The organism is Streptomyces sp. NPDC002324, from assembly GCF_053593335.1.
The window spans coordinates 116312-142092 of the sequence record NZ_JBSFCF010000004.1 but is presented as its reverse complement, the minus strand read 5'-3'; the positions used below and the strand labels follow the sequence as shown (position 1 = coordinate 142092).

Below are 25781 nucleotides of genomic sequence, written 5' to 3'. Positions count from 1 at the left end.
TGTCCGTAACGGTGCCCGCTACGGTGCCCGTTACGTCGGGTCCAGCCCGTGGCTGCGCAGCCACGGCAGGGGGTCGATGGCGGAGCCGCCCGCCGGGTGGACCTCGAAGTGCAGGTGCGGGCCGGTCGAGTTGCCCGAGTTGCCCGAGTAGGCGATGGGGTCGCCGGCCTTGACGGTCGTACCCGAGGCGACCTTGTAGGTGGAGAGGTGGCAGTACCAGGTCTCGGTGCCGTCCTTGGCGGTCACGATGACCATGTTGCCGTAGGCGCTGTTCCACTGGGTGCGCACGGTGCCGTCGGTCGCGGCCATCACCTGGGTGCCGTACGAGACCGGGAAGTCTATGCCGGTGTGCAGAGACATCCAGTTGACGCCGGACTGTCCGTAGTACGCGCTGAGTCCGTGCTGGGCGACCGGCAGTGCGAACTTCGGCCGCAGCCGTTCCTTGCGGGCCGCGTCGGCCGCCGCCTTCTTCTGCTCCAGCTCCTGCTGCGCCTTGAGGTCGATGCGCTCCTGCGTCCGGCTCGCCCGGTCGGCGAAGTCGTCGGCCTCGGCCGAGAGGCTTTCCAGCTGCGTGTCGAGCTGGTTGTTGGCGATGGACGGCTTCACGGCGGTGGCGTCCGACTTGACCGACGCGGTCGTCTCCGTGTCGTCCGACGTGGCGCCGACCGAGGCCGCCGCGATCCCCGCGACACCCATGACGCAGGCCGACGGAACCGCCACGGTCAGCAGGGCGGAACGTTTGGCCGGAGGCTTCCGGCGCGACCGCGAGGCCGCGCGGGTGGCCGCCCGGCCGGGGCCCGCGGTCCTCGTCTCCGCCGGGGCGGCCTCCTCCTCGCCGTCGAGGAGCGCGACGCGGTCCGCGTCATCGGGCTCGAACTCGTCGTCCTCGGAGGGGTGTTCGTCCTGGTCGTACGGGGCGATCTGCTCGAAGGTCGCGGTCGCCTGCTGGTGGAAGTCCGTGGCCTCGGCCGAGAGGTCCACCACGACGGTCTGCGGGTGCGACTGTGCCTCGTAGGACTCGGAAGCCGCGCAGTCGCTTTCGTACGACTCCTCGGCGGGGCCGCCGTGTTCGTCGCCGGCCGGGGTGCCGTCGCTGTTCCACTGCGTGGCGTCGAACGCGCCCGTGTCGAAGTGCTGGGTGCCAACCCACTGCTGGGTCTGGTCGGTGTGCCCCGACTGGCCCGCCTCGTCGGACGGTTCGGCCTGCAGCCAGCCACTCGCGTCCCACTGGCCACTGGCGTCGGGACCGGCCGGCTGCGTCGGGACCTGGGAGAGGTGGTCGTAACCCGCCGTCCAGGACGTCGTTTCGTAACTGCCCGTGTCGTACGCGGCCTGGTGCTGCGCGGCGTACGGGTCGTAGTTCGGTGTCTGGTGGTTGCCCGTCGACCACTGCGAGGCGTCGTAGGAGCCCGTGCCGGTGTCATTGCCCGGCAGGTCACCGAAGAGGGGGTCGGTCGCGAAGGTGCCGGTCGCGGTCGCGTGGGCGCCGGTACCGGAGTCGAAACCGGTGGCGGGGAATTCGCCGTACGTGGTGAAGTCGCCATAGGAGGCTTCCTGGTGGCCGTACGACGCGTAGTGCGCCGGGTCGGCTTCGGAAGCCGGAGCCGGGGGTGTTGCGGTCCCCGACGGGTGACGATCGTTCACCAACTTCTCTTTCGCCTCGACGACAGGGGCTGGCAGAGCAGTGCGGTGACTGTACCCGGCGGTATGCGGGCGCGACAATCTTCAACGGGTTTCACGCGCGCAGGAAACGGGCATTCGAGCGTCTTTCGGTGGTCTGTGGGTACGAGTTTGGCCTTGCGTTCGAAGGTTGTTCGATAGTCGACCGCCGCGTGAGGGTGACGGGACGCCCGTGTCGACGGGGGCGAGACGTTTCGCGGGGTGGTGGCGGGCCGGAGATGGGGCGCGTTGTGGCTGCCGGAAGGAGTGGCGTGAGTCGGGCGCGTGGCAGGGGCGCGCGGGTGTGCGCCGGGTTTACCGCCTTACGTCCCTGTTTCGCCACCGTGTGGCGAGCGTCACTGTCTCGCCGGTGCCGGTGCCGGTGGCGGTGCCGGTGCCGGTGGCGGCGGTCGCGGGCTCAGGCGACGGTCAGGCCGCCGGGGCGGGCGGTGGGGCGGGCCTCTGTCGACGGGTTGTCGAGGGCCTGCCGTATCTCGCCGACGACCGCGGGGTGAACCGGCAGGGCGAGGTGGCCGATACCGGTGACCCGGACGTTCTGCGCCATCAGGTCCGGGTGGTCGACGCAGGCGGTCTCCATCGGAACCATCACGTGGTCGAGGTCGCTCCAGAACGCCACGAAGTGCGTACGGCAGCCCGGTGCCGGTTCCCTCAGTTCCTCCAGCAGCGCCGAACCCGGCCGCATCTGGCGGACGATGGGGTGCGCGTCCGCCAGCGGCACGGCCCGGGTGCCGCCGTGCGGGGTGCCGAGCGTGACGAGCGTACGGACGCGGAGGTCACCGCCGAGCCGCTGCACGTAGTACCGCGCTATCAGTCCGCCGAGGCTGTGCCCGACGACGTCCACCTGCTCCTGGCCCGTGCGCTCGCAGATGTCCTCGATGTGCCGGCCGAGCAGTTCGGCGGCGGCGCGGATGTCGCAGGTGAGGGGGGAGTAGTTGAGCGATTCGAGATGCCGGCCGCCGTGCTGTGCGAGGGCGCGGCGCAGCAGGACGAAGACCGAGCGGTTGTCGATGAAGCCGTGCAGCAGAAGGACCGGGGGCTTGTCCTCGGCGGGCAGCCGGGGGGTGTCCGCCGGGGGGAGCGTGGGGGTGGTCCGGCGCTCCTGGACCATTCCGGACGGATAGAGCAGCATATGTCCGGCGAGAATGGCCAACTCCAGGGCGGTCGCCTTGAGAAGGGCCATGGACAGGCCCGCCAGGCTCGTGGGCAGCAGCAGCCGCTCGCAGAGCGGAAGAAGGGGCGTGACCGCCCTGGTGACCTTCATGCCGACCTCCCGTCGGCAGACGGGTGGACGCCTCTGTCCCCCCGTGTGCCCTAGTGAAGGGCCGCGGACGTGGCCGACGGGCGACGGGTGCGAGGCGACGTGACGCGGTGCGTGTGGCGCGCGTGACGTGCGGTGCGTGTGCGACGCCTGAGGCGCCGATCACGCGACGGGGATGCGACGCTCCTGACTCCCCGCTGCCCTGCCCTCCGCCGTCTGCCGGTGCCGGTCCGTCCCGTCGCCGCGCTTCTTCGCGGCAGTGAGGCGGTACGGCGTCCTTCCGACGACTCTCCTTGCTGTGCGCACGCTACCCCGTGGCGCGCACGCCACGGGAGCCTGTGCAGGCGGTCCGGAAACAGCCCGGATGCCGCGATCACCTCCGTGATCACCTCGGTCCCCGCGACGCGTGAGCCGCGGAAACCGGGAGCAGTGCGCGGCGAACGTGTCCCACCGTGTGATTTCCCCCTCGCTCTGGGCCGTGAAACTGCCGGTAGCGGGATGCTGGAGATAACGTTCGTTCACTTTCCCGGAGTGTGGCGTGGGTAGGCGTTCCATGAACCCGAATCCGTGATGTGGTCGTTCTGCGCGGTTCGCGCGACATGTGAGGCTGTGTTCTGTTACGGGTTGGTGTAGTCGTTTCATGGAGGCAGTGATGGGTGTGGCAACCGGTCCGATCCGCGTGGTGGTGGCCAAGCCGGGACTCGACGGCCATGACCGGGGGGCCAAGGTGATCGCGCGGGCGCTGCGCGACGCCGGTATGGAGGTCATCTACACCGGCCTCCACCAGACTCCCGAGCAGATCGTCGACACCGCGATCCAGGAGGACGCCGACGCGATCGGTCTGTCCATCCTCTCCGGCGCCCACAACACGCTCTTCGCGGCCGTCATCGAACTCCTCGAGGAGCGCGACGCCGAGGACATCCTCGTCTTCGGCGGCGGCATCATCCCCGAGGCGGACATCGCGCCGCTCAAGGACAAGGGAGTCGCCGAGATCTTCACGCCGGGAGCGACGACGGCGTCGATCGTGGAGTGGGTACGAGTGAATGCGCGGGCGTCGGCGGGGGCGTAGAGGGCGAGACCAGGCTCTGCGGGTCTGGAGAGCGAAGGCCCTGCGCGCCCCGCCCCCACCGGACCCGCCCCCACCGGACCCGCACCCGCCGACGCACCCCACGCCGACTCACTCCCCGCCGACTCACTCCCCACCGACCAACCTCCGCCCCACCCCTCACGCGGAGCCCGCCCCCGCCAACTCGTCCCGCATCGTCGCCCGCAACCGCAGCGTCGTCGCGAGCCGCTGGAACGCCTCCGCCCAGTACCCGCCCGCCCCCGGCGCCGCGCCCTCCGCATCCTCCGGCGTCGCGGTGAGCGGCTGGAGTCGCACCGCCTCCGCCGGATCCAGGCACCGCTCGGCCAGCCCCATCACCCCGCTGAAGCTCCACGGATAACTCCCGGCGTCCCGCGCGATGTTGAGCGCGTCGACCACCGCCCGGCAGAGCGGCGGAGCCCACGGCACCGCGCACACCCCGAGCAGCTGGAACGCCTCCGACAGACCGTGGGTGGCGATGAACCCCGCCACCCACTCGGCCCGCTCCCCGCTGCTGAGCGTCGCCAGCAGCTTCGCCCGTTCGGCCAGCGACACGGCCCCCGGTCCGCCGGCCTCCGGCGTCGAGGGCGCCCCCAGCAACGCCCGCGACCACTCGGGATCCTGCTGCCGCACCGCCGCACGGCACCACGCCCCATGCAGCTCACCCTGCCAGTCGTCCGCGACCGGCAGTGCCACTATCTCCGCCGGCGTACGCCCCCCGAACCGCCGCGACCATGCCCCGAGCGGCGCCGCCTCCACCAACTGGCCCAGCCACCAGGACCGTTCACCCCGCCCGGCGGGCGCCTTGGGCAGCACGCCGTCCCGCTCCATCCCGGGGTCGCACTCGTGCGGGGCCTCGACCACGAGCGTGGGGGTTCCGGCAGTCGTCGACGTGCTGCCTGTGCGGTCGACGGCCACACACGCGGTCGCCCGCTTCGCCATCCGTCCCGCGAGCGCCGATGCGGGCAGAGCGGACAGCAACTCCGCTGCCGTGGCCCGCACATTGCGGCTGCGGTCGGCCAACGCGCCCTCCAGGAAGGGTTCGTCCGCCGCCTCCAGCCCGGTGCGCAGGGTGTCGAGGAACATCAGCCGGTCCTCCGCCCGCTCCGTCTGCCACGTCCCCGACAGCACCTCGCGCGCCGAGGCGGCGTCCTCGGTCCGTAGCGCCGTGAGCAGCGCGACGCGCTCCGCGAACAGGCCCTCCCGCCACAACCGCTGGACCCGCTCGGGCTCGTCCGGGCCGGGCAGGGCCGCGCCACCGCCGGGCGCGGCACGCAGCGCGAAACGCCAGTCCTTGTTGAACCGGGCCAGCCACAGCGCCCGCGCCCCCGCGAAGACCAGCACGGCGGGCCGTAGGTCGGTACGGCCACGCGCCGCGTCCAGCAGCGCGGGCAGGGCCTCCGGAGGCGCCGCGTAGCCGTGCGCGTTGGCCAACGCCAGCCACTGCGGCAGCAGTTCCATGAGATCGGGCGCCGTGCCCCGGCGTCCGCCACCGGTGCCGGGCCGGTCGGCCAGCAGCGTCGCGAGCCTCCGCGCCGCGGCGGGCGGCAGCGGCGGACGCCGGTCGGGCGCCACCGGCTCCGGCCGTGCCACCGCCCGCACCGGCCGTATCCCCGCCCGCCGCCGCACGGTCTCCACGGCCGCCGCGTCCAGCAACGCCACGGGCGCCGCCCGTCCGGGCAACGGCTCGGCCGGCGCACGGCGGTCCGTCCCGAGGAGCGCGGTCGTGACCAGCTCCTCCCAGGAGGGCCCCGCCGAAGCTTCTGACGCACTGGTCATGAGGTTCCTTCCGTCCGCCGCCCGACCACTGTGTCCGCCGCCTCGCCTTTCCTCAGCACAACGCCACCGCCTGCCCGCCCGCAGGTTGCTCCGCCCATGCCGTCAGCGGGGTGAAGCCCCGGTGGCCGCACTCGCCGAAGACGGTCACGGGCCGGCCGCCGGAGAGGGACAGCAGGCGCCACAGGCCGGGGCGGGCGCGTGCGGAGGGGGCGAGGGGGAGAGCGAGGTCGCTGTCGGCGTCGGTCAGTTGCCAGGAGTCGCCGTCCGGGACGGGGACGACGCGGGCGAGGGCGACCGGGAAGGAGTCCAGCCAGGGATCGTCCCGCAGGGCCGCGCCGTAACCGGCCGCCGCCTCGGACGGAGTGCTGCCCCGCGGTCGTACGGCGGTGGGCTCGGGAGCCGTGAACCGCTCGCCCAGGGCCGCTCGGAGCTGACCGGCACCCGGGTACGCCGACACCTCGGCCTCGAACGCCAGCCCGACCGGAAGCGACAGCTCAGGCGCGCGACCGGCGGCTCCGTAGGAGAGGAGCAGGGCCGTACGGCCCGTGTGGACGCCGTGCAGCCAGATGCGGCGGGTGGTGAGAGGGGAGTGGGAGTCGGACGTGTCGTACTGCGCGAGGGCGAGCCAGCGATCGCGGACCGGTGGGCCGTCCGGCGAGCCGGTCAGGCCGACCCGGGAACCGACCGTGGCCGCGAGGCCGTCCGGCAGACGATCGCGGCGCAGCCAGCCCTGGTCGAGCAGATGAAGCAGCGCGCACTCCTCCAGCAGGCGGGCCGGCCAGCCGGGGCCCGAGCCCGGTATCGCGCCCAACTCCCGCACCCGCGCCGCGAGTCCTGGGGCCTGGGCGTCGACCATGCGGGCCGCCGTCTCCTCCCACAGCCCGTACCCCGCCTGTTCCGCGGCGGCCAGGCCGCCGCGGAACAGGTCGGTCAGTCGCTGTTCGAGCTCCGTCGCGCCCGCGGTGATGCGGTCGGCGCGCCGCTCCGCTCGGCGGCGCGCCGCCTCGGGGTCAGCGGACGTGGCCCCAGATGCCGCGCCCGTCCTCGTCGTCCTCGCCGCTGCGCGCGTGCGGCGGCCTGACAGCCACTGCTGCGCCCAGTCCGGCGCCTGCCCGGACGGCACCGCTGCGGCGTCGCCCGCCCAGAGCAGGAGCAGCCCCAGCGCATGCTTGCACGGGAACTTCCTGCTCGGACAACCGCACTTGTACGCGGGCCCCGAGGAGTCCGCCACGTCGATGATCGTCTGATACGGCTTGCTGCCACTTCCTTTGCACAGTCCCCACACCGTCCCCTCGTCCGAACTGCCAGTACCCGACCACGGCCCTGCCGCGGCGAGTTTGCTTCCGGCTTTGCGCGACGCGGCGTCAGGTGCCAATGCCAGCACCTGCTCAGCCGTCCAGCGCACCCCCTGCTGAGTCATGTTCCGAAGGTAGATCCCACCACTGACAATTGGCTTGCGCGATCTAATTTCCCCAGGTCAGACTGGATTGTCAGTGGCGTGGTGCAGTGTGGTCAGCAGATCCGAACCGGCCGAGCTGGAGGGGGACTCAGCCATGCCTGCGTCCGTTGGAACGACCACTGTCGACCCGAGCCGCAACCAGTCCGCGCCCGCGAACACACGCACGGGCGGTGAGGTGCTGCGGGCGCACGCCGAGCACGCCTTCGCCGGGGAACTGACCGCGCTGGCAGCCCAGGACGACCGGCCCCGGCCGGCCCGCTGGAAGCTCTCACCGTGGGCCGTCGCCACGTATCTGCTCGGCGGGACGCTCCCGGACGGCACGGTGATCACACCGAAGTACGTCGGACCGCGCCGCATCGTCGAGGTCGCCGTGACCACACTCGCCACCGACCGCGCCCTGCTCCTGCTCGGCGTGCCCGGCACCGCCAAGACCTGGGTCTCCGAACACCTGGCGGCGGCCGTCAGCGGCGACTCCACGCTGCTCGTGCAGGGCACGGCGGGCACCCCGGAGGAGGCGATCCGCTACGGCTGGAACTACGCGCAGCTGCTCGCCCACGGTCCGAGCCGTGACGCCCTGGTGCCCAGCCCCGTCATGCGGGCCATGTCGGAGGGCATGACGGCCCGGGTGGAGGAGCTGACCCGCATCCCGGCCGACGTCCAGGACACGTTGATCACGATCCTGTCCGAGAAGACGCTGCCGATACCGGAGTTGGGGCAGGAGGTGCAGGCCGTCCGGGGCTTCAACCTCATCGCCACGGCCAACGACCGCGACCGCGGGGTGAACGACCTGTCGAGCGCCCTGCGCCGCCGTTTCAACACCGTGGTGCTGCCCCTGCCGGAGAGCGCCGACGCCGAGGTCGACATCGTCTCGCGCCGCGTCGACCAGATCGGTCGCTCCCTCGACCTGCCGGCCGTGCCCGACGGTGTCGACGAGATCCGCCGCGTCGTCACGGTCTTCCGCGAGCTGCGCGACGGCATCACGACGGACGGCCGTACGAAGCTGAAGTCGCCCAGCGGCACGCTGTCCACCGCCGAGGCGATCTCCGTCGTCACCGGTGGCCTCGCCCTCGCCGCCCACTTCGGCGACGGCGTCCTGCGCGCCTCCGACGTGGCCGCCGGCATCCTCGGCGCGGTCGTCCGCGACCCGGCCGCCGACCGCGTCGTCTGGCAGGAGTATCTGGAGGCCGTCGTCCGCGAACGTGACGGCTGGACCGACTTCTACCGAGCCTGCCGTGAGGTGAGCGCGTGACGGAACGGGGGGAGGGAACGGCGGCCGTGCGCGGCGATGCCCCGGACGAGGCGACGCCGCGGGGGGTCAGGGGTGGATCGTTGCTGCTCGGGGTGCGGCATCACGGGCCGGGGTCGGCGCGGGCCGTGCGGGCGGCGCTCGATGCGGCGCGGCCCCGGGTCGTGTTGATCGAGGGGCCCCCGGAGGCGGATGCGCTCATTCCGCTGGCCGCCGACGAGGACATGCGGCCGCCGGTCGCGCTCCTCGCCCACGCGGTCGACGAGCCGGGCCGTTCCTCCTTCTGGCCCTTCGCCGAGTTCTCGCCGGAGTGGGTCGCCGTCCGCTGGGCCTTGGCCCACGGCGTCCCGGCCCGCTTCATCGACCTGCCGGCCGCGCACACACTGGCCTGGGCGAGAGAAGACGCCGCCGCCGAGCCGGACGAGCCGACCGCCCAGGGGGATGAAGCTCTCCGGGGTGATCCGCTCGCCGCGCTCGCCGAAGTCGCCGGGTACGACGACGCCGAGCGGTGGTGGGAGGACGTCGTCGAGCACCGGGGGACGGGCGGGGACGTCTTCGCCCCGTTCGCGGTGCTGGAGGAGGCCATGGGGGCGCTGCGGGAGGTGTACGGGAGCGGGGGGCGAGACCGTGATCCGGTGCGCGAGGCGCACATGCGCTTGCAGCTGCGGGCCGCGCAGAAGGAGTTCGGGGACGACGCAGTGGCCGTGGTGTGCGGGGCCTGGCACGTGCCCGCGCTGCGGGAGAAGCGGACCGTGGCCGCCGACCGGGCGTCCTTGAAGAGTCTGCCCAAGGTCAAGGCCGACATGACCTGGGTGCCGTGGACGAACCGGCGACTGGCCCGGGCCGGTGGCTACGGGGCGGGGATCGAGTCGCCGGGCTGGTACGGGCATCTGTTCGCCGTGCCGGACCGCCCCGTGGAGCGATGGCTGACCAAGGTGGCGGGGCTGCTGCGCGAGGAGGACCGGATCGTCTCCTCCGCGCACGTCATCGAGGCGGTACGGCTGGCCGAGACGCTCGCCGCGATGCGCGGGCGCCCGCTGCCGGGCCTCACGGAGACCACCGACGCCGTACGGGCGGTGATGTGCGACGGATCGGACGTACCGCTGTCGCTGGTGCGGGACCGGCTGGTGGTCGGCGATGTCCTGGGAGAGGTGCCCGACGCGGCGCCGGCGGTGCCGTTGCAGCGGGACCTCACGCGGCTCCAGCGTCGGCTGCGGCTCAAGCCGGAGGCGCTGGAGCGGGAGTTGGAGCTCGACCTGCGCAAGGAGAACGACGCCGAGCGAAGCCGTCTGCTGCACCGGCTGCGGCTGCTCGGCGTCGAGTGGGGTGAGCCGGCGACTTCGCGCGGCAGCACGGGCACGTTCCGGGAGACCTGGCAGCTGCGCTGGGAGCCGGAGCTGTCGGTGCGGGTGGCCGAGGCCGGGGTCTGGGGGACCACAGTGCTCTCCGCGGCGACCGCCAAGGCCGAGGCGGACGCCGTCATGGCCGGTTCGCTCGCCGACATCACCGGCCTCGCCGAGCGCTGTCTCCTCGCCGAACTCCCCGCCGCCCTGCCCGTGGTGATGCGCGTGCTCGCCGACCGCGCCGCCCTCGACGCCGACGTCGGCCACCTCGCCCAGGCACTCCCGGCCCTCGTCCGCTCCCTCCGCTACGGCGACGTCCGCGCCACCGACACCCGCGCGCTCACCGAGGTCGCCGCCGGTCTCGCCGAGCGGGTCTTCGTCGGCCTGCCGCCCGCGTGCGCCGCGCTCGACGCGGAGGCGGCACAGGAGATGCGCCGTCATGTCGACGCCGTGCAGGGGGCGGTGGGCCTGCTCGGTGACGCCGCCCCGGCGGACCACGCGGCACGGGACGGCGGGAGCGGGCGCGGGATACGGGCCCGCTGGCACTCGGTGCTCCACGTCCTGGCCGGACGGGACACGGTGCCGGGTGTGATCCGGGGGCGGGCCGTACGACTGCTGCTGGACGACGGGGAGTTGGCGCAGGACGAGGCGGCGCGGCTGATGGGGCTGGTGCTGTCACCGGGGACCGCGCCGGCGGACGCGGCGGCGTGGATCGAGGGCTTCGTCGGAGGCGGTTCCGGCGGCGGGATGCTGCTCGTGCACGACGAACGGCTCCTCGGCCTGGTGGACGCCTGGCTCACCGGGGTCCCGGCGGACGCGTTCACGGACGTACTGCCCCTGCTGCGGCGGACGTTCTCGGCGTACGAGCCGGGGGTGCGCCGGACGCTCGGCGAGCAGGTGCGGCGCGGGCCGGGGCGCCGGGGGAGCACGCCGGCCGGCGGTTCCGGCCTACCCGGCTTCGCCGACGACCTCGACAGCGACCGCGCGGACGCGGTGCTCCCGGTGCTGCGGCTGCTGCTCGGCCTGGACGGCGACCGCGATGGCGATGGCGACCGTGACCGGGATGGCGCCCGCGATGGCGACCGCGACGCTGACGGCCGCCGGGTGCATACCGATGACGACCTTGTGGGGGTGGCGGGATGACGACCGAACGACTGCGCGAGCCGACGCGGGCCGCCGACGCGATGGACACCGTGGTGGGCACCGGGGACGGGCGCGGCCCCGGCCACGGGGGGCGTTCGGGCAAGCGCCCGGCGACCGTGACGGTGATGCCGCTCTGGGCCAGGCCTCGGGCGGGGGTACGCGGATGACGAGCGGGGTGGAGACAGGGACAGCGACAGGGACAGAGGCGGACACGGGGGCGGGGGACGACGGAGCCGGCGAACGTCTGCGGCGCTGGCGGCTCGTGCTCGGCGGGGACACGGCGGACGGCACCGGGTGCACGCTCGGCGGACGGGACGCGGCGATGGACCAGGCGTTGGCCGCGCTGTACGGGAAGGGGGACAAGGCGCGGGCGGGGCACGACCGTTCGGCGGGGCTCGGGGCGTCGGCGCCGTCCGTGGCCCGGTGGCTGGGGGACATCCGGACGTACTTCCCCTCCTCCGTCGTCCAGATCATGCAACGGGACGCCATCGACCGGCTCGGTCTGTCCGCGCTGCTGCTGGAGCCGGAGATGCTGGAGGCGGTGGAAGCGGACGTACACCTCGTCGGCACCCTCCTGTCCCTCAACAAGGCCATGCCCGAGACGACCAAGGAGACCGCGCGGGCCGTCGTACGGAAGGTCGTCGAGGACCTGGAGAAGCGGCTCGCGACCCGCACCCGGGCCACCCTCACCGGCGCCCTCGACCGCAGCGCCCGCGTCAACCGGCCGCGCCACCACGACATCGACTGGAACCGCACGATCGCGGCCAACCTCAAGAACTACCTGCCGGAACACCGGACGGTCGTGCCCGAGCGGCTCATCGGGTACGGGCGGGCCTCGCAGTCGGTGAAGAAGGAGGTCGTCCTCTGCATCGACCAGTCCGGGTCGATGGCGGCCTCCGTCGTCTACGCGTCGGTGTTCGGGGCGGTGCTGGCGTCCATGCGTTCCCTCAGCACCCGGCTCGTCGTCTTCGACACGGCGGTCGTGGACCTCACCGACCAGCTCGACGACCCCGTCGACGTCCTCTTCGGCACCCAGCTCGGCGGCGGCACGGACATCAACAGGGCCCTCGCGTACTGCCAGTCGCAGATCACCCGGCCCGCGGACACCGTGGTCGTGCTCATCAGCGACCTCTACGAGGGCGGGATACGCGACGAGATGCTGAAGCGGGTGGCGGCGATGAAGGCGTCGGGGGTGCGGTTCGTGACGCTGCTCGCGCTCTCCGACGAGGGGGCACCGGCGTACGACCGCGAGCACGCGGCGGCCCTCGCGGCGCTCGGCGCACCCGCGTTCGCCTGCACGCCCGACCTCTTCCCGGAGGTGCTGGCGTCGGCGATCGAGAAGCGGCCGCTGCCGATACCGGACAGTGCGTGAGGGGCGGGCCGAGGAGGGCTAGGGCCGGGACGTCGGTCGTGACCGACGTGCCAGTCGGTAACCGGACAAGGGAGGTTGAAAAGAGGACATGACCATGCGTCGGTGACACGGGGCTTGCGTGACGGCGGGAGTCCCGTGCGAGGATCGGCAGCGCTTCACAGCCTCCACACGGGTGTTCGTATCTCGCGCATCTTCGCCCCCGTACTCCGCCGTTCCGTCGCACGGGAGGGACCTCCCCGTCTTGACCGCAGCAGCCCCGCTCCCCGGTGCCGGTGCCGTCTTGCGCGTGACGCGCGGGGCCGCCGGGCGCCGTGTCGTGCGGGTGGGGCTGCTGGTGGGCGGGCTGTTCGCGCTGGGTGTCCTGTGCGGCGCGCGGGCGAGCGCGGCGGACGAGGCGGCACCGGTGGTGTCCTCCCTCCCGGCTGCCGTCACCGCCGGCGTCACCGCTGCCGGGACCGATCGGGTCGTCCGGCCGGTCGGCGAGTCGACGGCTCAGCCCGTGACCGAGGTGACCGCTCCCCTGACCGAGGTGACCGCTCCCCTGACCGAGCGGATCGCTCCCCTGGCCGAGCGGATCGCTCGACCGGTCATGGCGGACGTCGCCCAGCCGGTGACCGACCACCCGGTACTGCGGCCGGTGACCGAGCAAGCCGTACAGCCGGTGGCCGAACGCTTCGCACAGCAGGCCACCGAGCATGTCGTGCGGCAAGTCGTCGACGACCTGGTACGGCCGGTCGTCGAGGCAGTCGTGCCGCCCGTCGTCGACGACGTCGTGCAGCCGGTCGTCCCTCCCGTGTTACGGCCGATCGCCGAGGGGTCGTCCGGGATGCCGTGGCTGCCCACGGTGCCGGGGCTTCCGGAACCGTCCGGGTGGACGACGTCGCCGGTGGAGGCTCAGCCGGTCGAGGCGACGCCGCGGGAACCGGGCCGAGCGGTGGCCGGGAGTCCGGGCTCGACCGTCGACGGTGACGGCGGCGGTGACGGCGAACGGAGTTCCGTTCCCCCCTCCGTCGCCTTCGGGCCGACGGGCGTCGTCAGCGGATCGGCGGTCGTGCCGGCTCCTCGCCGTGACGCCGGGGCCGGGGACGCGCCCGTCGTGCGAGGACCCGCGCACCGGAGCCCCGGCGGTCTTCCGACCGGTGCCCTCGGCCGCCACTCCGCCGTCGACAACGGCTGGCCCCGGCACGTGGAGGCGTCGACCGTCGCCTCGCTCGGCCGGGCGCCGCTGAGCGTCGTACCCGGCGCCCCCGCGGCCGATGCCCCGGGCGGTATCCGGGACCGGCACCGGGACATCCCCGAGTTCCCCGGCTAGCGCCGGTCCTCTCTTCCGAAGGACTGTCGCCCTTCCCTCTCGCGGAGCCCTGGCTCCGGGAGGCATGGAGATCTACCGGTCGCGGCTCCTGCCTCCCTGGGCACCCACGGCCGACCCGGATCCCGAAGGAACCCCAGGCACGCATGAACAAAGGCATCCGACCACCCCCGCGCGGCAGCGGCAACGCCACCGGCGCCCACCCCCTGCTCCAGAGCCCGACCCCAGACCCGACCCCGTAGGCGCGGCTGCGGGGTCGGCCACAGACAACCGACCCACGGCTCGAACCCGGACCGCCGAAAGCCGTCGGCCCGGTCCGGGCGGGAGTCGGGGTCGGTGGCGGACGGTCTCCGATCGGGGAGGAGATCACCCGCCAGGGGCCCTTCGGAGTCATTGAAGGGCCTCGCAGGGACCTCACCGGACGTACCCCCGTTCGGTGAGGTCCCGCATACGCGGCACGCGGTGCCAGTGAGGGCGGCATCATGTGACAGGTATCACCGCTCAGGTGTGACCCGCGATTTAGGGGCCTCCCGGAAGCAGCGATAACCTGCGAGACGGACATGCCGCGCGCTCGGACACCGTGTGCGCCTCCCTTGTGACTCACGGCGGACGTCACGTTGCCCTTCGCGGCACGCCCACGCATCCAACGAACCGCTAGCTCACTGATAGGGACGGACGCGCGTGGACCTGTTCGAGTACCAGGCGAGGGACCTCTTCGCCAAGCACGATGTACCGGTGCTGGCCGGTGAAGTCATCGACACGCCTGAGGCGGCTCGCGCAGCCACCGAGCGTCTGGGTGGCAAGTCCGTGGTCAAGGCCCAGGTGAAGGTCGGTGGCCGTGGCAAGGCCGGCGGCGTGAAGCTCGCGGCGACCGCAGACGAGGCGGTCGAGCACGCGACCAACATCCTCGGCATGGACATCAAGGGCCACACGGTCCACAAGGTGATGATCGCCGAGACCGCTCCGGAGATCGTCGAGGAGTACTACGTCTCGTACCTCCTCGACCGCACCAACCGCACCTTCCTCTCCATCGCCTCCGTCGAGGGCGGCATGGAGATCGAGGAGGTGGCGGCCACCCGGCCCGAGGCCGTCGCGAAGACGCCGATCGACGCCAACGAGGGTGTGACCCCCGAGAAGGCCCGCGAGATCGTCGAGGCCGCGAACTTCCCGGCCGAGGTCGCCGACAAGGTCGTCAACGTCCTGGTGACGCTGTGGAAGACCTTCATCGAGGAGGACGCCCTCCTCGTCGAGGTCAACCCGCTGGCGAAGGTCGCCTCCGGCGACGTCATCGCCCTCGACGGCAAGGTCTCCCTGGACGAGAACGCGGACTTCCGCCACCCCGACCACGAGGAGCTCGTCGACCACGCGGCCGCCAACCCGCTGGAGGCCGCCGCCAAGGAGAAGAACCTCAACTACGTCAAGCTCGACGGTGAGGTCGGCATCATCGGCAACGGCGCGGGTCTCGTCATGAGCACCCTGGACGTCGTCGCGTACGCCGGTGAGAACCACGGTGGCGTCAAGCCCGCCAACTTCCTCGACATCGGCGGTGGCGCCTCCGCCGCCGTCATGGCGAACGGCCTGGAGATCATCCTGGGCGACCCGGATGTCAAGTCCGTGTTCGTCAACGTCTTCGGTGGCATCACCGCCTGTGACGAGGTCGCCAACGGCATCGTGCAGGCGCTGCAGCTGCTCAAGGACAAGGGCGAGGAAGTCACCAAGCCCCTCGTCGTCCGCCTCGACGGCAACAACGCCGAGCTGGGTCGCAAGATCCTCTCCGACGCCAACCACCCGCTGGTCCAGCGCGTGGACACCATGGACGGCGCGGCCGACAAGGCCGCCGAGCTCGCGGCCGCGAAGTAAGGGACGAGGGACAGAACAGCCATGGCTATCTTCCTCAACAAGGAATCCAAGGTCATCGTCCAGGGCATGACCGGTGCCACGGGCATGAAGCACACCAAGCTCATGCTGGCCGACGGCACGAACATCGTCGGTGGCGTGAACCCCCGCAAGGCGGGCACGACCGTCGACGTCGACGGCACCGAGATCCCGGTCTTCGGCACCGTCGCCGAGGCGATCGAGAAGACGGGCGCGAACGTGTCCGTCCTCTTCGTACCGCCGGCCTTCGCCAAGGCCGCCGTCGTCGAGGCCATCGACGCCGAGATCCCGCTCGCGGTCGTCATCACCGAGGGCATCGCGGTCCACGACTCGGCCGCGTTCTACGCGTACGCCGGTTCCAAGGGCAACAAGACCCGGATCATCGGCCCGAACTGCCCGGGTCTGATCACCCCCGGCCAGTCGAACGCCGGCATCATCCCCGGCGACATCACCAAGCCGGGCCGCATCGGTCTCGTCTCGAAGTCCGGCACGCTGACGTACCAGATGATGTACGAGCTGCGAGACATCGGCTTCTCGTCGGCCGTCGGCATCGGTGGCGACCCGGTCATCGGCACGACGCACATCGACGCGCTCGCCGCGTTCGAGGCCGACCCCGACACCGACCTCATCGTGATGATCGGTGAGATCGGTGGCGACGCCGAGGAGCGGGCCGCCGACTACATCAAGGCGAACGTGAAGAAGCCGGTCGTCGGTTACGTCGCCGGCTTCACCGCGCCCGAGGGCAAGACGATGGGCCACGCCGGCGCCATCGTCTCCGGCTCCTCCGGTACGGCCGCCGCGAAGAAGGAGGCCCTTGAGGCCGCCGGCGTCAAGGTGGGCAAGACGCCCACCGAGACGGCCAAGCTCGCGCGCGAGATCCTCGGCGGCTGATCTTCGGATCCGCCGAGCCTTCTGCGGGCCCGCATCCCTTGTCGGGGGTGCGGGCCCGCTGGCGTTCCCGGGGCCGGCTTCGGCCCGCGCCCCGGCTCAGTGGGCCTCCGGGTGCAGACGTTCCGGCCCGGCGGCGGTCTCGGCCCGCAGCTTGGCCCGGAGCTTCTGCTGGGGCGGGGAGAGCGGGCCGGGGGCCGCTCGCGGAGGGACGCCGTGGATCGGGGCGCCCGGGGGGACCGGGGCCTCGTAGTGGTCCGGGGCCGTGTACAGCGTGAGGGCGGTGGTGGTGAGCAGGAGGGTGGTGAAGGCGATGGCGGCGTGGATCCAGCGGCGGGCGCGGAGGTCGGCCCGGGCGCGGAGGGCGAGGGGCCTGGCGGGGCCCGGACGGACGTCGGAGGGGAGTGCGGCCAGGAGACGGCCGAGGTCGTCGGCCGCCACCGGCTCCGGGAGCCGCTCGGTGACCCTGGTGCGGGCGTAGAGCAGCCGGCCCGCCGCGGCCGGTGTGCTGGACTCCGTCTCGGCGGCCGTGTCGGGCAGGTCGAGGCCGACGCCGTCGTAGAGGAGCAGGGTGCGGCGGTACGGGGGCGGCAGTTCGAGCATTGCGGACAGCAGGGCGCGGTCGGTGGGGTCGGCCGGCTGCGGTTCGAGGTGCCGCCGGGTGCGGGGGCGCAGCCGGTGCCAGGGGGAGAGGGCGTACTCGTGGGCCGCCGCCCGCACCCAGCCCGCCGGGTCACGGTCGACGGCCACCTCCGGCCAGCGGTGCCAGGCGAGTTGAAAGGCCCGCTCCACCGACTCACGCGCGAGGCGCCGCTGCCCGGTGAGCAGATAGGTCTGCTGTACGAGCGCGGGGGCGCAGTACGCGTAGAGCGCGTCGAAGGCCTGGCCGGGTGTCAGGGGCGGCGGGGCAGGATCCGAGAGGTCGACGTCGGCGCGGGCGGCGTCGTCCGGGCCGAGCGGCTGCTGGTACCACTCGCCTCCGTTGTGGCGTCCGTCTGCGTCACAGCGTCCGCCTTCGTCACGGTGCCCGATGGCGGCCCCGGTCCGGGGCCCACGCCCGGTCACCGGATCGCCTCCCCCAGAAGCGACCCCGGAAGCGACCTCCGTTGGACCGATCTGCGTACGAAAAAGCACATAAGAACATATTGGGCGACACGTGCAGGAATCCTCCGTTACGCACCTGAAGCGCGTGTCGTTGGGAGCATGGCCGACGTGACACACGCGACCGACCCGAACGACCCGGCCGCGGGGCCGGACCAGCACTCCGTCGGCCACGGCCGGTCGGCGCCTCCCACGGCGTCCGGGGTGCCCATGAGGCCCGTGGCCTCCACGCCGTCCCTGTACTCGTCCGCGCCCCGGTCGCCGTTGTCGCCGCTGCTCCGGCGGGCGCGGCGGCGGTCCTCCAAGCTCGTCGCCGGGGTGCTGGGCGGGGCGCTGGCGGCGGGGCTCGGACTGGGGGCGTTCGTCGCCCTCGTGACCGTGCTGTGGATCAGTTCGCCGTACCCGGACAGCGGGCCTGGCGGGGCCCTGCACGTGGCGGCTGCGCTGTGGCTGCTCTCCCACGGCGTGGAACTCGTCCGCACCGACACGCTCACCGGCACCCCCGCGCCGGTCGGCCTCGTCCCGCTCTTCCTGCTCGCCCTGCCGGTGGTCCTGCTGCACCGATCGGCCCGCGACCACGCGGGCGACGGTTCCGGCGTGAGTGCTCGTGCGACGTGGGCCGGGCTCGTCATCGGTTACGCGACCGTCGGCGCGGCGGTCACGCTCTACGCCTCGGGCGGAGTGCTGCGGCCGTCGTGGTGGTGGGCCGTGCTGTGCGTGCCGCTGCTGGCGGCGCTCGCGGCGGGCACGGGGGTGTGGGCGGCGCGAGGGCGCCCCCGGCTGCCGCTGCCCGCGCTCCTCGGCGGTGCCCCGAGGACGGAGTACCGGCGGCATCTCGCGGCGGCCGCCGGACGCGCCGCCGGGGCGGGCGTGCTCGTGCTGGGCGGTGGCGGCGCTCTGCTGGTGGCCGTCTCCCTGGTGTGGCACGGCGGCGCGGCACGCGCCTCCTTCCTCCAGCTCACCGAGGGGCTGTCCGGGCGCTTCGCCGTACTGCTCCTCTGCCTCGCCCTCATCCCGAACGCGGCGCTGTGGGCGGCGGCCTATGCCCTCGGCCCCGGCTTCGTGCTGGGCGCCGGACCCACTGTCGCCCCACTGGAGGCGGCCGCCCCGGCAGTCCTTCTGCCCCCGTTCCCGCTGCTCGCGGCGGTCCCGGCGGGCGGGGGCACGCCCGTGTACTGGATGGTGGGAGCGGTGCCGCTCGCCGCGGGGGTGACGGTCGGCTTGTTCACCGCGGCGCGGGCGGCCGCCGACCGGACGGCGCCGTGGTCCGCGGGGCGCACGGTCGTCGCGACCTTCCTCGCGGCCCTCCTGTCCGCCGTCGCCTTCGCCCTCCTCGCCCTCCTCGCCGGCGGGCCTCTCGGAGTGGCCGCCCTGACCGCCTTCGGACCGGTGTGGTGGCAGGCCGGCGGTGCGGCCGGGGCCTGGGTGGGCGCGGTGGGGCTGCCGGTGGCCCTGGTCGCGCGGTGGTGCCGGACGCGGGCCCGGACGAGGGCGGACGCGTCCGGGGGGACCGGCCGGACGAAGACGTCGGCGGTGCCGGTGGCCAGGGGGGCCGGACAGGGGAAGACGCCGGGGCAGTTTGTGGGCGAGGGGGCCGGACGGCGGAAGCGGTCGGGGGCGGCCGGAGTGTTCCGGCGCGGGGCGAACGCCGTCGGAGGCGGGCAGGCTCCCGGTGACACACCGGGCGGACCCCGAACCGAATCCCGATCCGAATCCCGAATTGATCCCCGCACTGGGTCCCGTACCGGGTCCCGGGCGGTCACGGGTCGGTCAACGGCACCCCCCTCCGAGCCGCGACCACAGCCTCAGCATCAACCTCAGCCGCTTCCGAAGCGCCCCCGCCGGTTCCCGACGTGGTTCCCGGGAGCGAAGCGCCGTCCGGTCGGACCGTCGATCCCGGCCGACTCCTCGCCCGCCGTCGACGCCGGCGCCACCGCCACTGTCACCGACGCCTCAGCCGACGCCTCAGCCGACGCCTCCACCGACACCGCCACCGACACCGGTCCCGGCCCGGGACTCGGTAGCACGAGGGGCCTCACGCATGCCCCCAGCGACCCCCGCGACCCCAGCGCCCTCGCCACCGATGACACCGATCACGCCGATGACACCGATCACACCGACGCCCTCACGTCGTACGCCGCCGTCGATCCGTACGCCGACGAGTCCGCCGCAGTACCCCCGCCCGTCTGGGACCCCGACTCCCGCGCGGCCCGCTGGGCGGCGCTGCGCGAGGCGTCCGCACTCGACCGGCACGACCGGCACGGGCGGCACGACCGGCACGGGCGGGATGAGCAGGACGGACGCGAACACACCCCGCCCCCCAGCCGCGAGGAGCCCGTGTGACGAACCGAAGGCGCGCCGCCGATGACCACCGACGGCGCGCCTTCGCGCAACTCTGCCCGGGGCGCTCCTACTGCGCGCCCAGAATCTGCCGCAGCGGCCCCTCCGGCAGGAGTTCCTTGCAGGCCTTCGCGGAGGTGGTCGTCAGGGAGTCGTTGACGCAGGTGTAGTAGTCCCGGTACACGAACTGGGCCGTGAAGGTGATGGCGACGATGGCGAGGGCGATCGTCGAGGTCACCAGGCCGCTGATGGCCGCCGTCCGCTGGGGCCGGCCGCTCGGCTCGGGGGCCGCCGGCCGGTCCGGGTCCGGGGTTGCGGGCTTGGCGCGCAGGGCGCTGACGGCCCAGTACACGGCCAGGGAGCCGAGCAGCAGGGCGACGTACGGCCAGGCGAAGAGGGCGAAGAAGAAGGCCCACATGCCGCAGAGCAACGAGTACCGCGCGCGGCGCTGGGCGGGGTCCGTCGGGTCCCAGCGCAGGCCGCGGCCCGGACCGCCCTCGGGGCCCTGGCCGGAACCGCCGGGTCCACCCGGACCGCCCTGCCCGCCGGAGCGCTGACCGAAGGGTCCGCCGGACGAGCGGCCGGGCTGCCGGTCGCTCCACTGACTGCCCCACGGCGAGTGGCCACCATCGCGCCCCGCTCCGTCGTCGGCACCCTGGCCGTCGGGCCGGCGTGGCCGCCACGGCCGGTCGGGCGTGCCCTCGGGCGGCGGCGCGAACGGGTTGTCGTCCGAAGCGCCTGCGCCCTGGCCCCGCCCGGGCTGCCCGGACTGCTCGGGGGTGTCCTCGCTCTCGCGCGGAGGCGTGGGCGAGGAACTCCGCTCGCGCAGCAGGAGCGGAGGAAGGCGGAAACTGCGGTCCGGCATCAGGTGTGCGTCTTCCCCTTGGTGAGTACGGCGGTGAAATCTACTGGTAGCGCATGAGCTGTCACTCCTTGAACGCCACACACGCCGACCGCGTTCCCGAGCCCACTCCCGGCAGACGCTACCTCCCGGCCACGCCCCCGTCCCACGGGGGCCGTCCGGTGTGCCGGTATCGTTGCTGACGGTCGGCCGCTTCGTAGACTTCCCCGTATTGGGGGACACAAAGCATTCGTATGAAAGTACAAGTGCATGTGCGCGTACGGCAGACCTGAACGTTCCCCCTGCGGAATCCCACAAGCAGAACCCGTCAAGCAGAAACCGTAGAAAGGGCCCCACCGTGGCCGCCAAGCCCGTGGCCAAGCGCCTCGTCGTGTTGGTCTCCGGATCCGGCACCAACCTCCAGGCGCTGCTGGACGCCATCGCCACGGCCGGCGTCGAGGCCTACGGCGCCGAGATCGTGGCCGTCGGAGCCGACCGCGGTGGCATCGAGGGGCTCGCCCGCGCCGAGCGCGCCGGGCTGCCGACCTTCGTGTGCCGGGTCAAGGACCACGGGACGCGTGACGAGTGGGACGCGGCGCTCGCCGACGCCGTCGCCGCGTACGAGCCGGATCTCGTCGTCTCCGCGGGGTTCATGAAGATCGTGGGGAAGCGGTTCCTGGCGCGGTTCGGCGGGCGGTTCGTCAACACCCACCCGGCCCTCCTCCCCAGTTTCCCGGGGGCCCACGGCGTGCGGGACGCGCTCGCGTACGGCGCCCGGGTCACCGGCTGCACCGTCCACTTCGTCGACGACGGCGTCGACACCGGGCCGATCATCGCGCAGGGCGTGGTGGAGGTCCGGGACGAGGACGACGAGAGCGCTCTGCACGAGCGCATCAAGGAAGTCGAGCGAAGGCTGCTCGTCGATGTCGTGGGGCGGCTCGCCCGCAACGGCTATCGCATTGAGGGACGAAAGGTAGTTATCCAGTGACCGCCGACAGCACTGTCACGGCCGGCCAGAGCGGCACGAGCGACCAGCGGGTCATCCGTCGCGCGCTCGTCAGTGTCTACGACAAGACGGGCCTCGAAGACCTCGCGCGCGGCCTGCACGAGGCGGGCGTCGAACTCGTCTCCACCGGGTCCACCGCCGGGCGTATCGCCGCTGCCGGCGTCCCCGTCACCAAGGTCGAGGAGCTGACCGGCTTCCCCGAGTGCCTGGACGGCCGGGTCAAGACCCTGCACCCCAAGGTGCACGCGGGCATCCTCGCCGACCTGCGCCTGGAGGACCACCGGCACCAGCTCGCCGAGCTGGGTGTCGAGCCGTTCGACCTCGTCGTCGTGAACCTCTACCCGTTCCGGGAGACCGTCGCCTCCGGCGCCACCCCCGACGAGTGCGTCGAGCAGATCGACATCGGTGGCCCCTCGATGGTCCGCGCCGCCGCCAAGAACCACCCCTCCGTCGCGGTCGTCACCAGCCCCGCCCGGTACGCCGACGTCCTCGCGGCCGTGCAGCACGGCGGCTTCGACCTGACCACCCGCAAGCGGCTCGCGGCCGAGGCCTTCCAGCACACGGCCGCGTACGACGTGGCGGTGGCCTCCTGGTTCGCGTCCTCGTACGCGCCGGCCGACGACTCGCAGTTCCCCGACTTCCTCGGGGCGACCTGGGAGCGCGCGCACACCCTGCGCTACGGCGAGAACCCGCACCAGCCGGCCGCGCTGTACGTCTCCGGGACCGGCGGTCTCGCCGAGGCCGAGCAGCTGCACGGCAAGGAGATGTCGTACAACAACTACACGGACACGGACGCCGCGCGCCGTGCCGCGTACGACCACGACGAGCCGGCCGTCGCGATCATCAAGCACGCGAACCCGTGCGGGATCGCGGTCGGCGCGGATGTCGCCGAGGCGCACCGCAAGGCGCACGCGTGCGACCCGCTGTCGGCGTTCGGCGGTGTGATCGCGGTCAACCGGCCGGTCTCGAAGGAGATGGCCGAGCAGGTCGCCGAGATCTTCACCGAGGTGATCGTCGCGCCCGACTACGAGGACGGCGCGCTGGAGGCCCTCGCGAAGAAGAAGAACATCCGGGTGCTGAAGGCGCCGGGCGCGCCCGCCGCCCCGGTCGAGCTCAAGCCCGTCGACGGCGGCGCGCTCCTCCAGGTGACCGACCGCCTCCAGGCCGACGGTGACGACCCCGCCCACTGGACCCTGGCCACCGGGGACGCCCTCTCCGCCGACGAGCTGGCTGAGCTGGCCTTCGCCTGGAAGGCCTGCCGCGCGGTGAAGTCCAACGCGATCCTGCTGGCCAAGGACGGCGCCTCGGTGGGTGTCGGGATGGGGCAGGTCAACCGCGTCGACTCCGCCAAGCTCGCCGTCGAGCGCGCCGGGGCCGAGCGCGCGCGGGGCGCGTACGCCGCCTCCGACGCGTTCTTCCCCTTCCCGGACGGGCTGGAGATCCTCACCGCGGCCGGCGTCAAGGCCGTGGTGCAGCCGGGCGGTTCGGTCCGTGACGAGCTGGTCGTCGAGGCCGCGCAGAAGGCGGGCGTGACGATGTACTTCACGGGGACGCGGCACTTCTTCCACTGACCCGTTCCACTGATCCGCTCCACTGCTTCGCTCCACTGGTTCGCTTTACTGATCCGCCGCGCCGATGGCGTGAGCCGATTGCGTGAGACGAAGGGCCCGTCGGCACACCGGCGGGCCCTTCGGCGTGTCCGCCTGGGGCGGGAGCATGCGGAATGGCCGATACCCCGGTGCAGAGGCGTGGGTTCCGCTGCGAGGGTCGAGGAGTCCGTTCCATCGACAGGGACTCAGGGGGTCGGTCATGCGCACCAGGTCGAGTGGTTCACGCCGGGCGGCGGCCGTCGGGGCGGTGCTCGCCGTCGCGTTCGGTACGGGGATGAGCGGCGCCACGGCCGCGGACGCGAGTGCTGCCGGAGAGGAGGCGGTGGTGTCCTGTCTCCGCGGGTACGTCTGCCTCCAGCCGCTGCTCGGCGCCCAGCCGGTCATGGTGAGAGAGGGCGACCGGGCCACATACAGCCCGGCCCTGCGGGTCACCGCCGTCGTCAACGCCACGGACACGCCCTACTGCGTCGGCGGCACCCTCAGCTATCCGCTCGGGCCCGGCCAGACGCAGAGCTACGACCACGGCGTGAACCAGCTGTCACCGGCGAGCGGCAGCTTCTGCCCGCTCTGACACACCGAGGGCCGTGCCCCCGCGTACGGGAGGCACGGCCCTTCGGGTGCGGTGCCCGGCGCCCGGTCCCGTGCGCCGCTCGGCTGCGCGCGGTGCCCGGTGCTCAGTAGCGCGGGCGGTTGAACCACGCCTTGCCGTTGGCGTTGCCGACGAAGACGGCTATCAGGATGCCCAGCACCAGGTGGACCAGGCCGATCACGATGAACGGGAAGACGCCCAGGATCGCGGTGATGATGCCGAAGACCAGGGTGGCGACGCGTACGCCGTTGCCGCCGGACTTGAACTTCACGGCCATCATGACCGCGTAGACGAGCCAGGCCGCCGCGAATATGGCAGTCGCCACCATCTGGCCGATGGAGATGTTGCCGAGCGCCTCGGCGAGGGCGGGGTCCTCGGCCTTCTCGCTCGCCGCGGAGACGAGGACCGCGCCGATGGCGTACAGCAGCACACCGACCACCTGAAGGCCGACGATCACCCACAGCATGATGCGGGCCGCGTTCACCGAGCTCGGCATGGTCTCGGGTGCGTTCGGGTAGCCGCCGTAGCCCTGGGAGACCGGCGGTGCGCTCGGGTAGCCGTACCCGGGCTGCTGGGGCGGGGTCTGCTGCGGGTAGCCGTAGCCCTGGGCGGGCGGCTGCTGCTGCTGGGGCTGGCCGTACGGGTTGTTCGGGTCGCCGAAACTCATGGCGGGGTTTCCTCCGTTGCCTGGTGCGGGGACGCGCGGCACGGTTCGGAGGAATGCCCTGGCATCTTGAAATGGTCACGCCCCCCGGCAGTGCCCGCGGCACTGTGACCCAATCGTTTTATATGCCTGCTCGGATGTCCAGGGAGATTGCTCGGGTGTTGTGCAAGTGCAACACATCCGATCTTGTCCGGCACGGGCGGCGGTCCGGCCCGGTACAGGTCGGAAGGCGTCCGCCTGGTGACCGGATTGGAACCCGGCACCGGTCATCCGCGAAGATTGGGGCCATGAGCGCCCAGATTCTCGATGGCAAGGCCACCGCAGCCGCGATCAAGTCCGATCTGACCGCCCGCGTGGCGGTGCTGAAGGAGAAGGGCATCACGCCCGGACTCGGCACGATCCTGGTCGGCGAAGACCCCGGCAGTCAGAAGTACGTCGCGGGCAAGCACCGCGACTGCGCGCAGGTCGGCATCGCGTCCATCCAGCGTGAACTGCCCGCGACCGCGACCCAGGAGGAGATCGAGGCGGTGGTGCGGGAACTCAACGAGGACCCCGCCTGCACCGGTTACATCGTCCAGCTGCCGCTCCCCAAGGGCATCGACGAGAACCGCATCCTCGAACTGATGGACCCCGACAAGGACGCGGACGGTCTGCACCCGATGAACCTCGGGCGCCTCGTCCTCAATGAGCCCGCCCCGCTGCCCTGCACCCCGAACGGCGTCCTCACCCTCCTCCGCCGGTACGGCGTGGAGATCAAGGGCGCCGAGGTCGTGGTCGTCGGGCGTGGTGTGACGATCGGACGCCCGATGCCGCTGCTGCTCACCAGGCGCAGCGAGAACGCGACGGTGACCCAGTGCCACACCGGCACGCGTGATCTGTCCGCGCACCTGCGGAAGGCGGACATCATCGTCGCCGCGGCCGGCTCCGCCCACCTGATCCGGCCCGAGGACGTGAAGCCGGGCGCCGCCGTCCTCGACGTCGGTGTGTCCCGCTCTGCCGAGGGCAAGATCGTCGGCGATGTCCACCCCGGCGTCGCGGAGGTCGCCGGCTGGATCTCTCCCAACCCCGGCGGCGTCGGCCCGATGACCCGCGCCCAGCTGCTCGTCAACGTGGTGGAGGCGGCGGAGCGCAGTGCCGGCTGACGGCGGGGCGGAGCGCGTTTCCGGGGCGCCGCGGGAGTCGGGCGCCTCCGGT

20 protein-coding genes are annotated in these 25781 nt (G+C 72.7%); 13 read left to right on the top strand and 7 right to left on the bottom strand.

The window, feature by feature from the left end; all coding sequences use genetic code 11:
- Positions 1–30: 30 nt before the first annotated feature.
- A complete protein-coding gene (locus tag ACWCRJ_RS08170; RefSeq protein ID WP_450938530.1) occupies positions 31–1644 on the bottom strand; it encodes a M23 family metallopeptidase in 1614 nt (537 codons plus the stop codon).
- Between the two features lie 433 nt (positions 1645–2077).
- A complete protein-coding gene (locus tag ACWCRJ_RS08165) occupies positions 2078–2941 on the bottom strand; it encodes a lipase family alpha/beta hydrolase (protein ID WP_450938529.1) in 864 nt (287 codons plus the stop codon).
- A gap of 649 nt (positions 2942–3590) precedes the next feature.
- On the opposite strand from ACWCRJ_RS08165, the gene ACWCRJ_RS08160 reads away from it, so the two are divergent.
- On the top strand, positions 3591–4007 hold the full coding sequence (locus ACWCRJ_RS08160) for a cobalamin B12-binding domain-containing protein (protein ID WP_450938528.1): 417 nt from the start codon (positions 3591–3593) through the stop codon (positions 4005–4007).
- A 156-nt stretch (positions 4008–4163) separates the two neighbouring features.
- On the opposite strand, the gene ACWCRJ_RS08155 is transcribed toward ACWCRJ_RS08160, so the two are convergent.
- Together ACWCRJ_RS08155 and ACWCRJ_RS08150 are read right to left on the bottom strand one after the other, a co-directional pair.
- A complete protein-coding gene (locus ACWCRJ_RS08155) occupies positions 4164–5801 on the bottom strand; it encodes a DUF5691 domain-containing protein (protein ID WP_450938527.1) in 1638 nt (545 codons plus the stop codon).
- A gap of 52 nt (positions 5802–5853) precedes the next feature.
- Positions 5854–7221: an SWIM zinc finger family protein gene (locus ACWCRJ_RS08150; protein ID WP_450938526.1), complete on the bottom strand. Its 1368-nt coding sequence runs from the start codon at positions 7219–7221 to the stop codon at positions 5854–5856.
- A gap of 133 nt (positions 7222–7354) precedes the next feature.
- Here ACWCRJ_RS08150 and ACWCRJ_RS08145 point away from each other — a divergent pair, with 133 nt between their 5' ends.
- The 7 genes from ACWCRJ_RS08145 (at position 7355) to sucD (ending at position 16439) form a co-directional block, all read left to right on the top strand.
- The gene (locus tag ACWCRJ_RS08145) at positions 7355–8509 is read left to right on the top strand and encodes an ATP-binding protein (protein WP_450938525.1); all 1155 of its coding nucleotides are present in this window, start codon (positions 7355–7357) and stop codon (positions 8507–8509) included.
- A 26-nt stretch (positions 8510–8535) separates the two neighbouring features.
- A complete protein-coding gene (locus ACWCRJ_RS08140) occupies positions 8536–10992 on the top strand; it encodes a DUF5682 family protein (protein ID WP_450938675.1) in 2457 nt (818 codons plus the stop codon).
- Positions 10989–11159: a hypothetical protein gene (locus tag ACWCRJ_RS08135; RefSeq protein WP_450938524.1), complete on the top strand. Its 171-nt coding sequence runs from the start codon at positions 10989–10991 to the stop codon at positions 11157–11159. Before ACWCRJ_RS08140 ends, ACWCRJ_RS08135 begins: the two co-directional genes overlap by 4 nt.
- Positions 11156–12364, top strand: a complete 1209-nt coding sequence (locus ACWCRJ_RS08130; protein WP_450938523.1) for a VWA domain-containing protein — start codon at positions 11156–11158, stop codon at positions 12362–12364. The genes ACWCRJ_RS08135 and ACWCRJ_RS08130 overlap by 4 nt, the downstream gene beginning before the upstream one ends.
- A gap of 286 nt (positions 12365–12650) precedes the next feature.
- A complete protein-coding gene (locus ACWCRJ_RS08125) occupies positions 12651–13676 on the top strand; it encodes a hypothetical protein (RefSeq protein WP_450938522.1) in 1026 nt (341 codons plus the stop codon).
- 678 nt (positions 13677–14354) lie between these two features.
- A complete protein-coding gene (sucC, locus tag ACWCRJ_RS08120) occupies positions 14355–15533 on the top strand; it encodes an ADP-forming succinate--CoA ligase subunit beta (RefSeq protein ID WP_013001321.1) in 1179 nt (392 codons plus the stop codon).
- Between the two features lie 21 nt (positions 15534–15554).
- Positions 15555–16439: a succinate--CoA ligase subunit alpha gene (sucD, locus tag ACWCRJ_RS08115; RefSeq protein ID WP_046915897.1), complete on the top strand. Its 885-nt coding sequence runs from the start codon at positions 15555–15557 to the stop codon at positions 16437–16439.
- Between the two features lie 96 nt (positions 16440–16535).
- Here the strand turns inward: sucD and ACWCRJ_RS08110 are convergent, their stop codons facing one another.
- Positions 16536–17501, bottom strand: a complete 966-nt coding sequence (locus ACWCRJ_RS08110; protein ID WP_450938521.1) for an RNA polymerase sigma factor — start codon at positions 17499–17501, stop codon at positions 16536–16538.
- Positions 17502–17639: 138 nt separating this feature from the next.
- Between ACWCRJ_RS08110 and ACWCRJ_RS08105 the strand changes: the two genes are divergently transcribed.
- Positions 17640–19880 (top strand): cell division protein PerM, encoded by a 2241-nt coding sequence (locus tag ACWCRJ_RS08105; RefSeq protein ID WP_450938520.1) that lies wholly within the window; start codon positions 17640–17642, stop codon positions 19878–19880.
- Positions 19881–19947: 67 nt separating this feature from the next.
- On the opposite strand, the gene ACWCRJ_RS08100 is transcribed toward ACWCRJ_RS08105, so the two are convergent.
- Entirely contained in the window at positions 19948–20742 is a 795-nt protein-coding gene (locus ACWCRJ_RS08100; protein ID WP_450938519.1) for a hypothetical protein, read from the bottom strand.
- A gap of 334 nt (positions 20743–21076) precedes the next feature.
- On the opposite strand from ACWCRJ_RS08100, the gene purN reads away from it, so the two are divergent.
- From purN to ACWCRJ_RS08085, 3 genes are all read left to right on the top strand, one after another.
- Positions 21077–21706: a phosphoribosylglycinamide formyltransferase gene (gene purN, locus ACWCRJ_RS08095; RefSeq protein WP_450938518.1), complete on the top strand. Its 630-nt coding sequence runs from the start codon at positions 21077–21079 to the stop codon at positions 21704–21706.
- A complete protein-coding gene (purH, locus tag ACWCRJ_RS08090) occupies positions 21703–23295 on the top strand; it encodes a bifunctional phosphoribosylaminoimidazolecarboxamide formyltransferase/IMP cyclohydrolase (RefSeq protein ID WP_450938517.1) in 1593 nt (530 codons plus the stop codon). The genes purN and purH overlap by 4 nt, the downstream gene beginning before the upstream one ends.
- 238 nt (positions 23296–23533) lie before the next feature.
- Complete coding sequence (locus ACWCRJ_RS08085; RefSeq protein ID WP_450938516.1) at positions 23534–23905, top strand: hypothetical protein; 372 nt, start codon at positions 23534–23536, stop codon at positions 23903–23905.
- Between the two features lie 103 nt (positions 23906–24008).
- On the opposite strand, the gene ACWCRJ_RS08080 is transcribed toward ACWCRJ_RS08085, so the two are convergent.
- Positions 24009–24590, bottom strand: a complete 582-nt coding sequence (locus ACWCRJ_RS08080) for a hypothetical protein (protein WP_450938515.1) — start codon at positions 24588–24590, stop codon at positions 24009–24011.
- Positions 24591–24874: 284 nt separating this feature from the next.
- Between ACWCRJ_RS08080 and ACWCRJ_RS08075 the strand changes: the two genes are divergently transcribed.
- Complete coding sequence (locus tag ACWCRJ_RS08075) at positions 24875–25729, top strand: bifunctional methylenetetrahydrofolate dehydrogenase/methenyltetrahydrofolate cyclohydrolase (protein ID WP_450938514.1); 855 nt, start codon at positions 24875–24877, stop codon at positions 25727–25729.
- Positions 25730–25781: the final 52 nt, after the last annotated feature.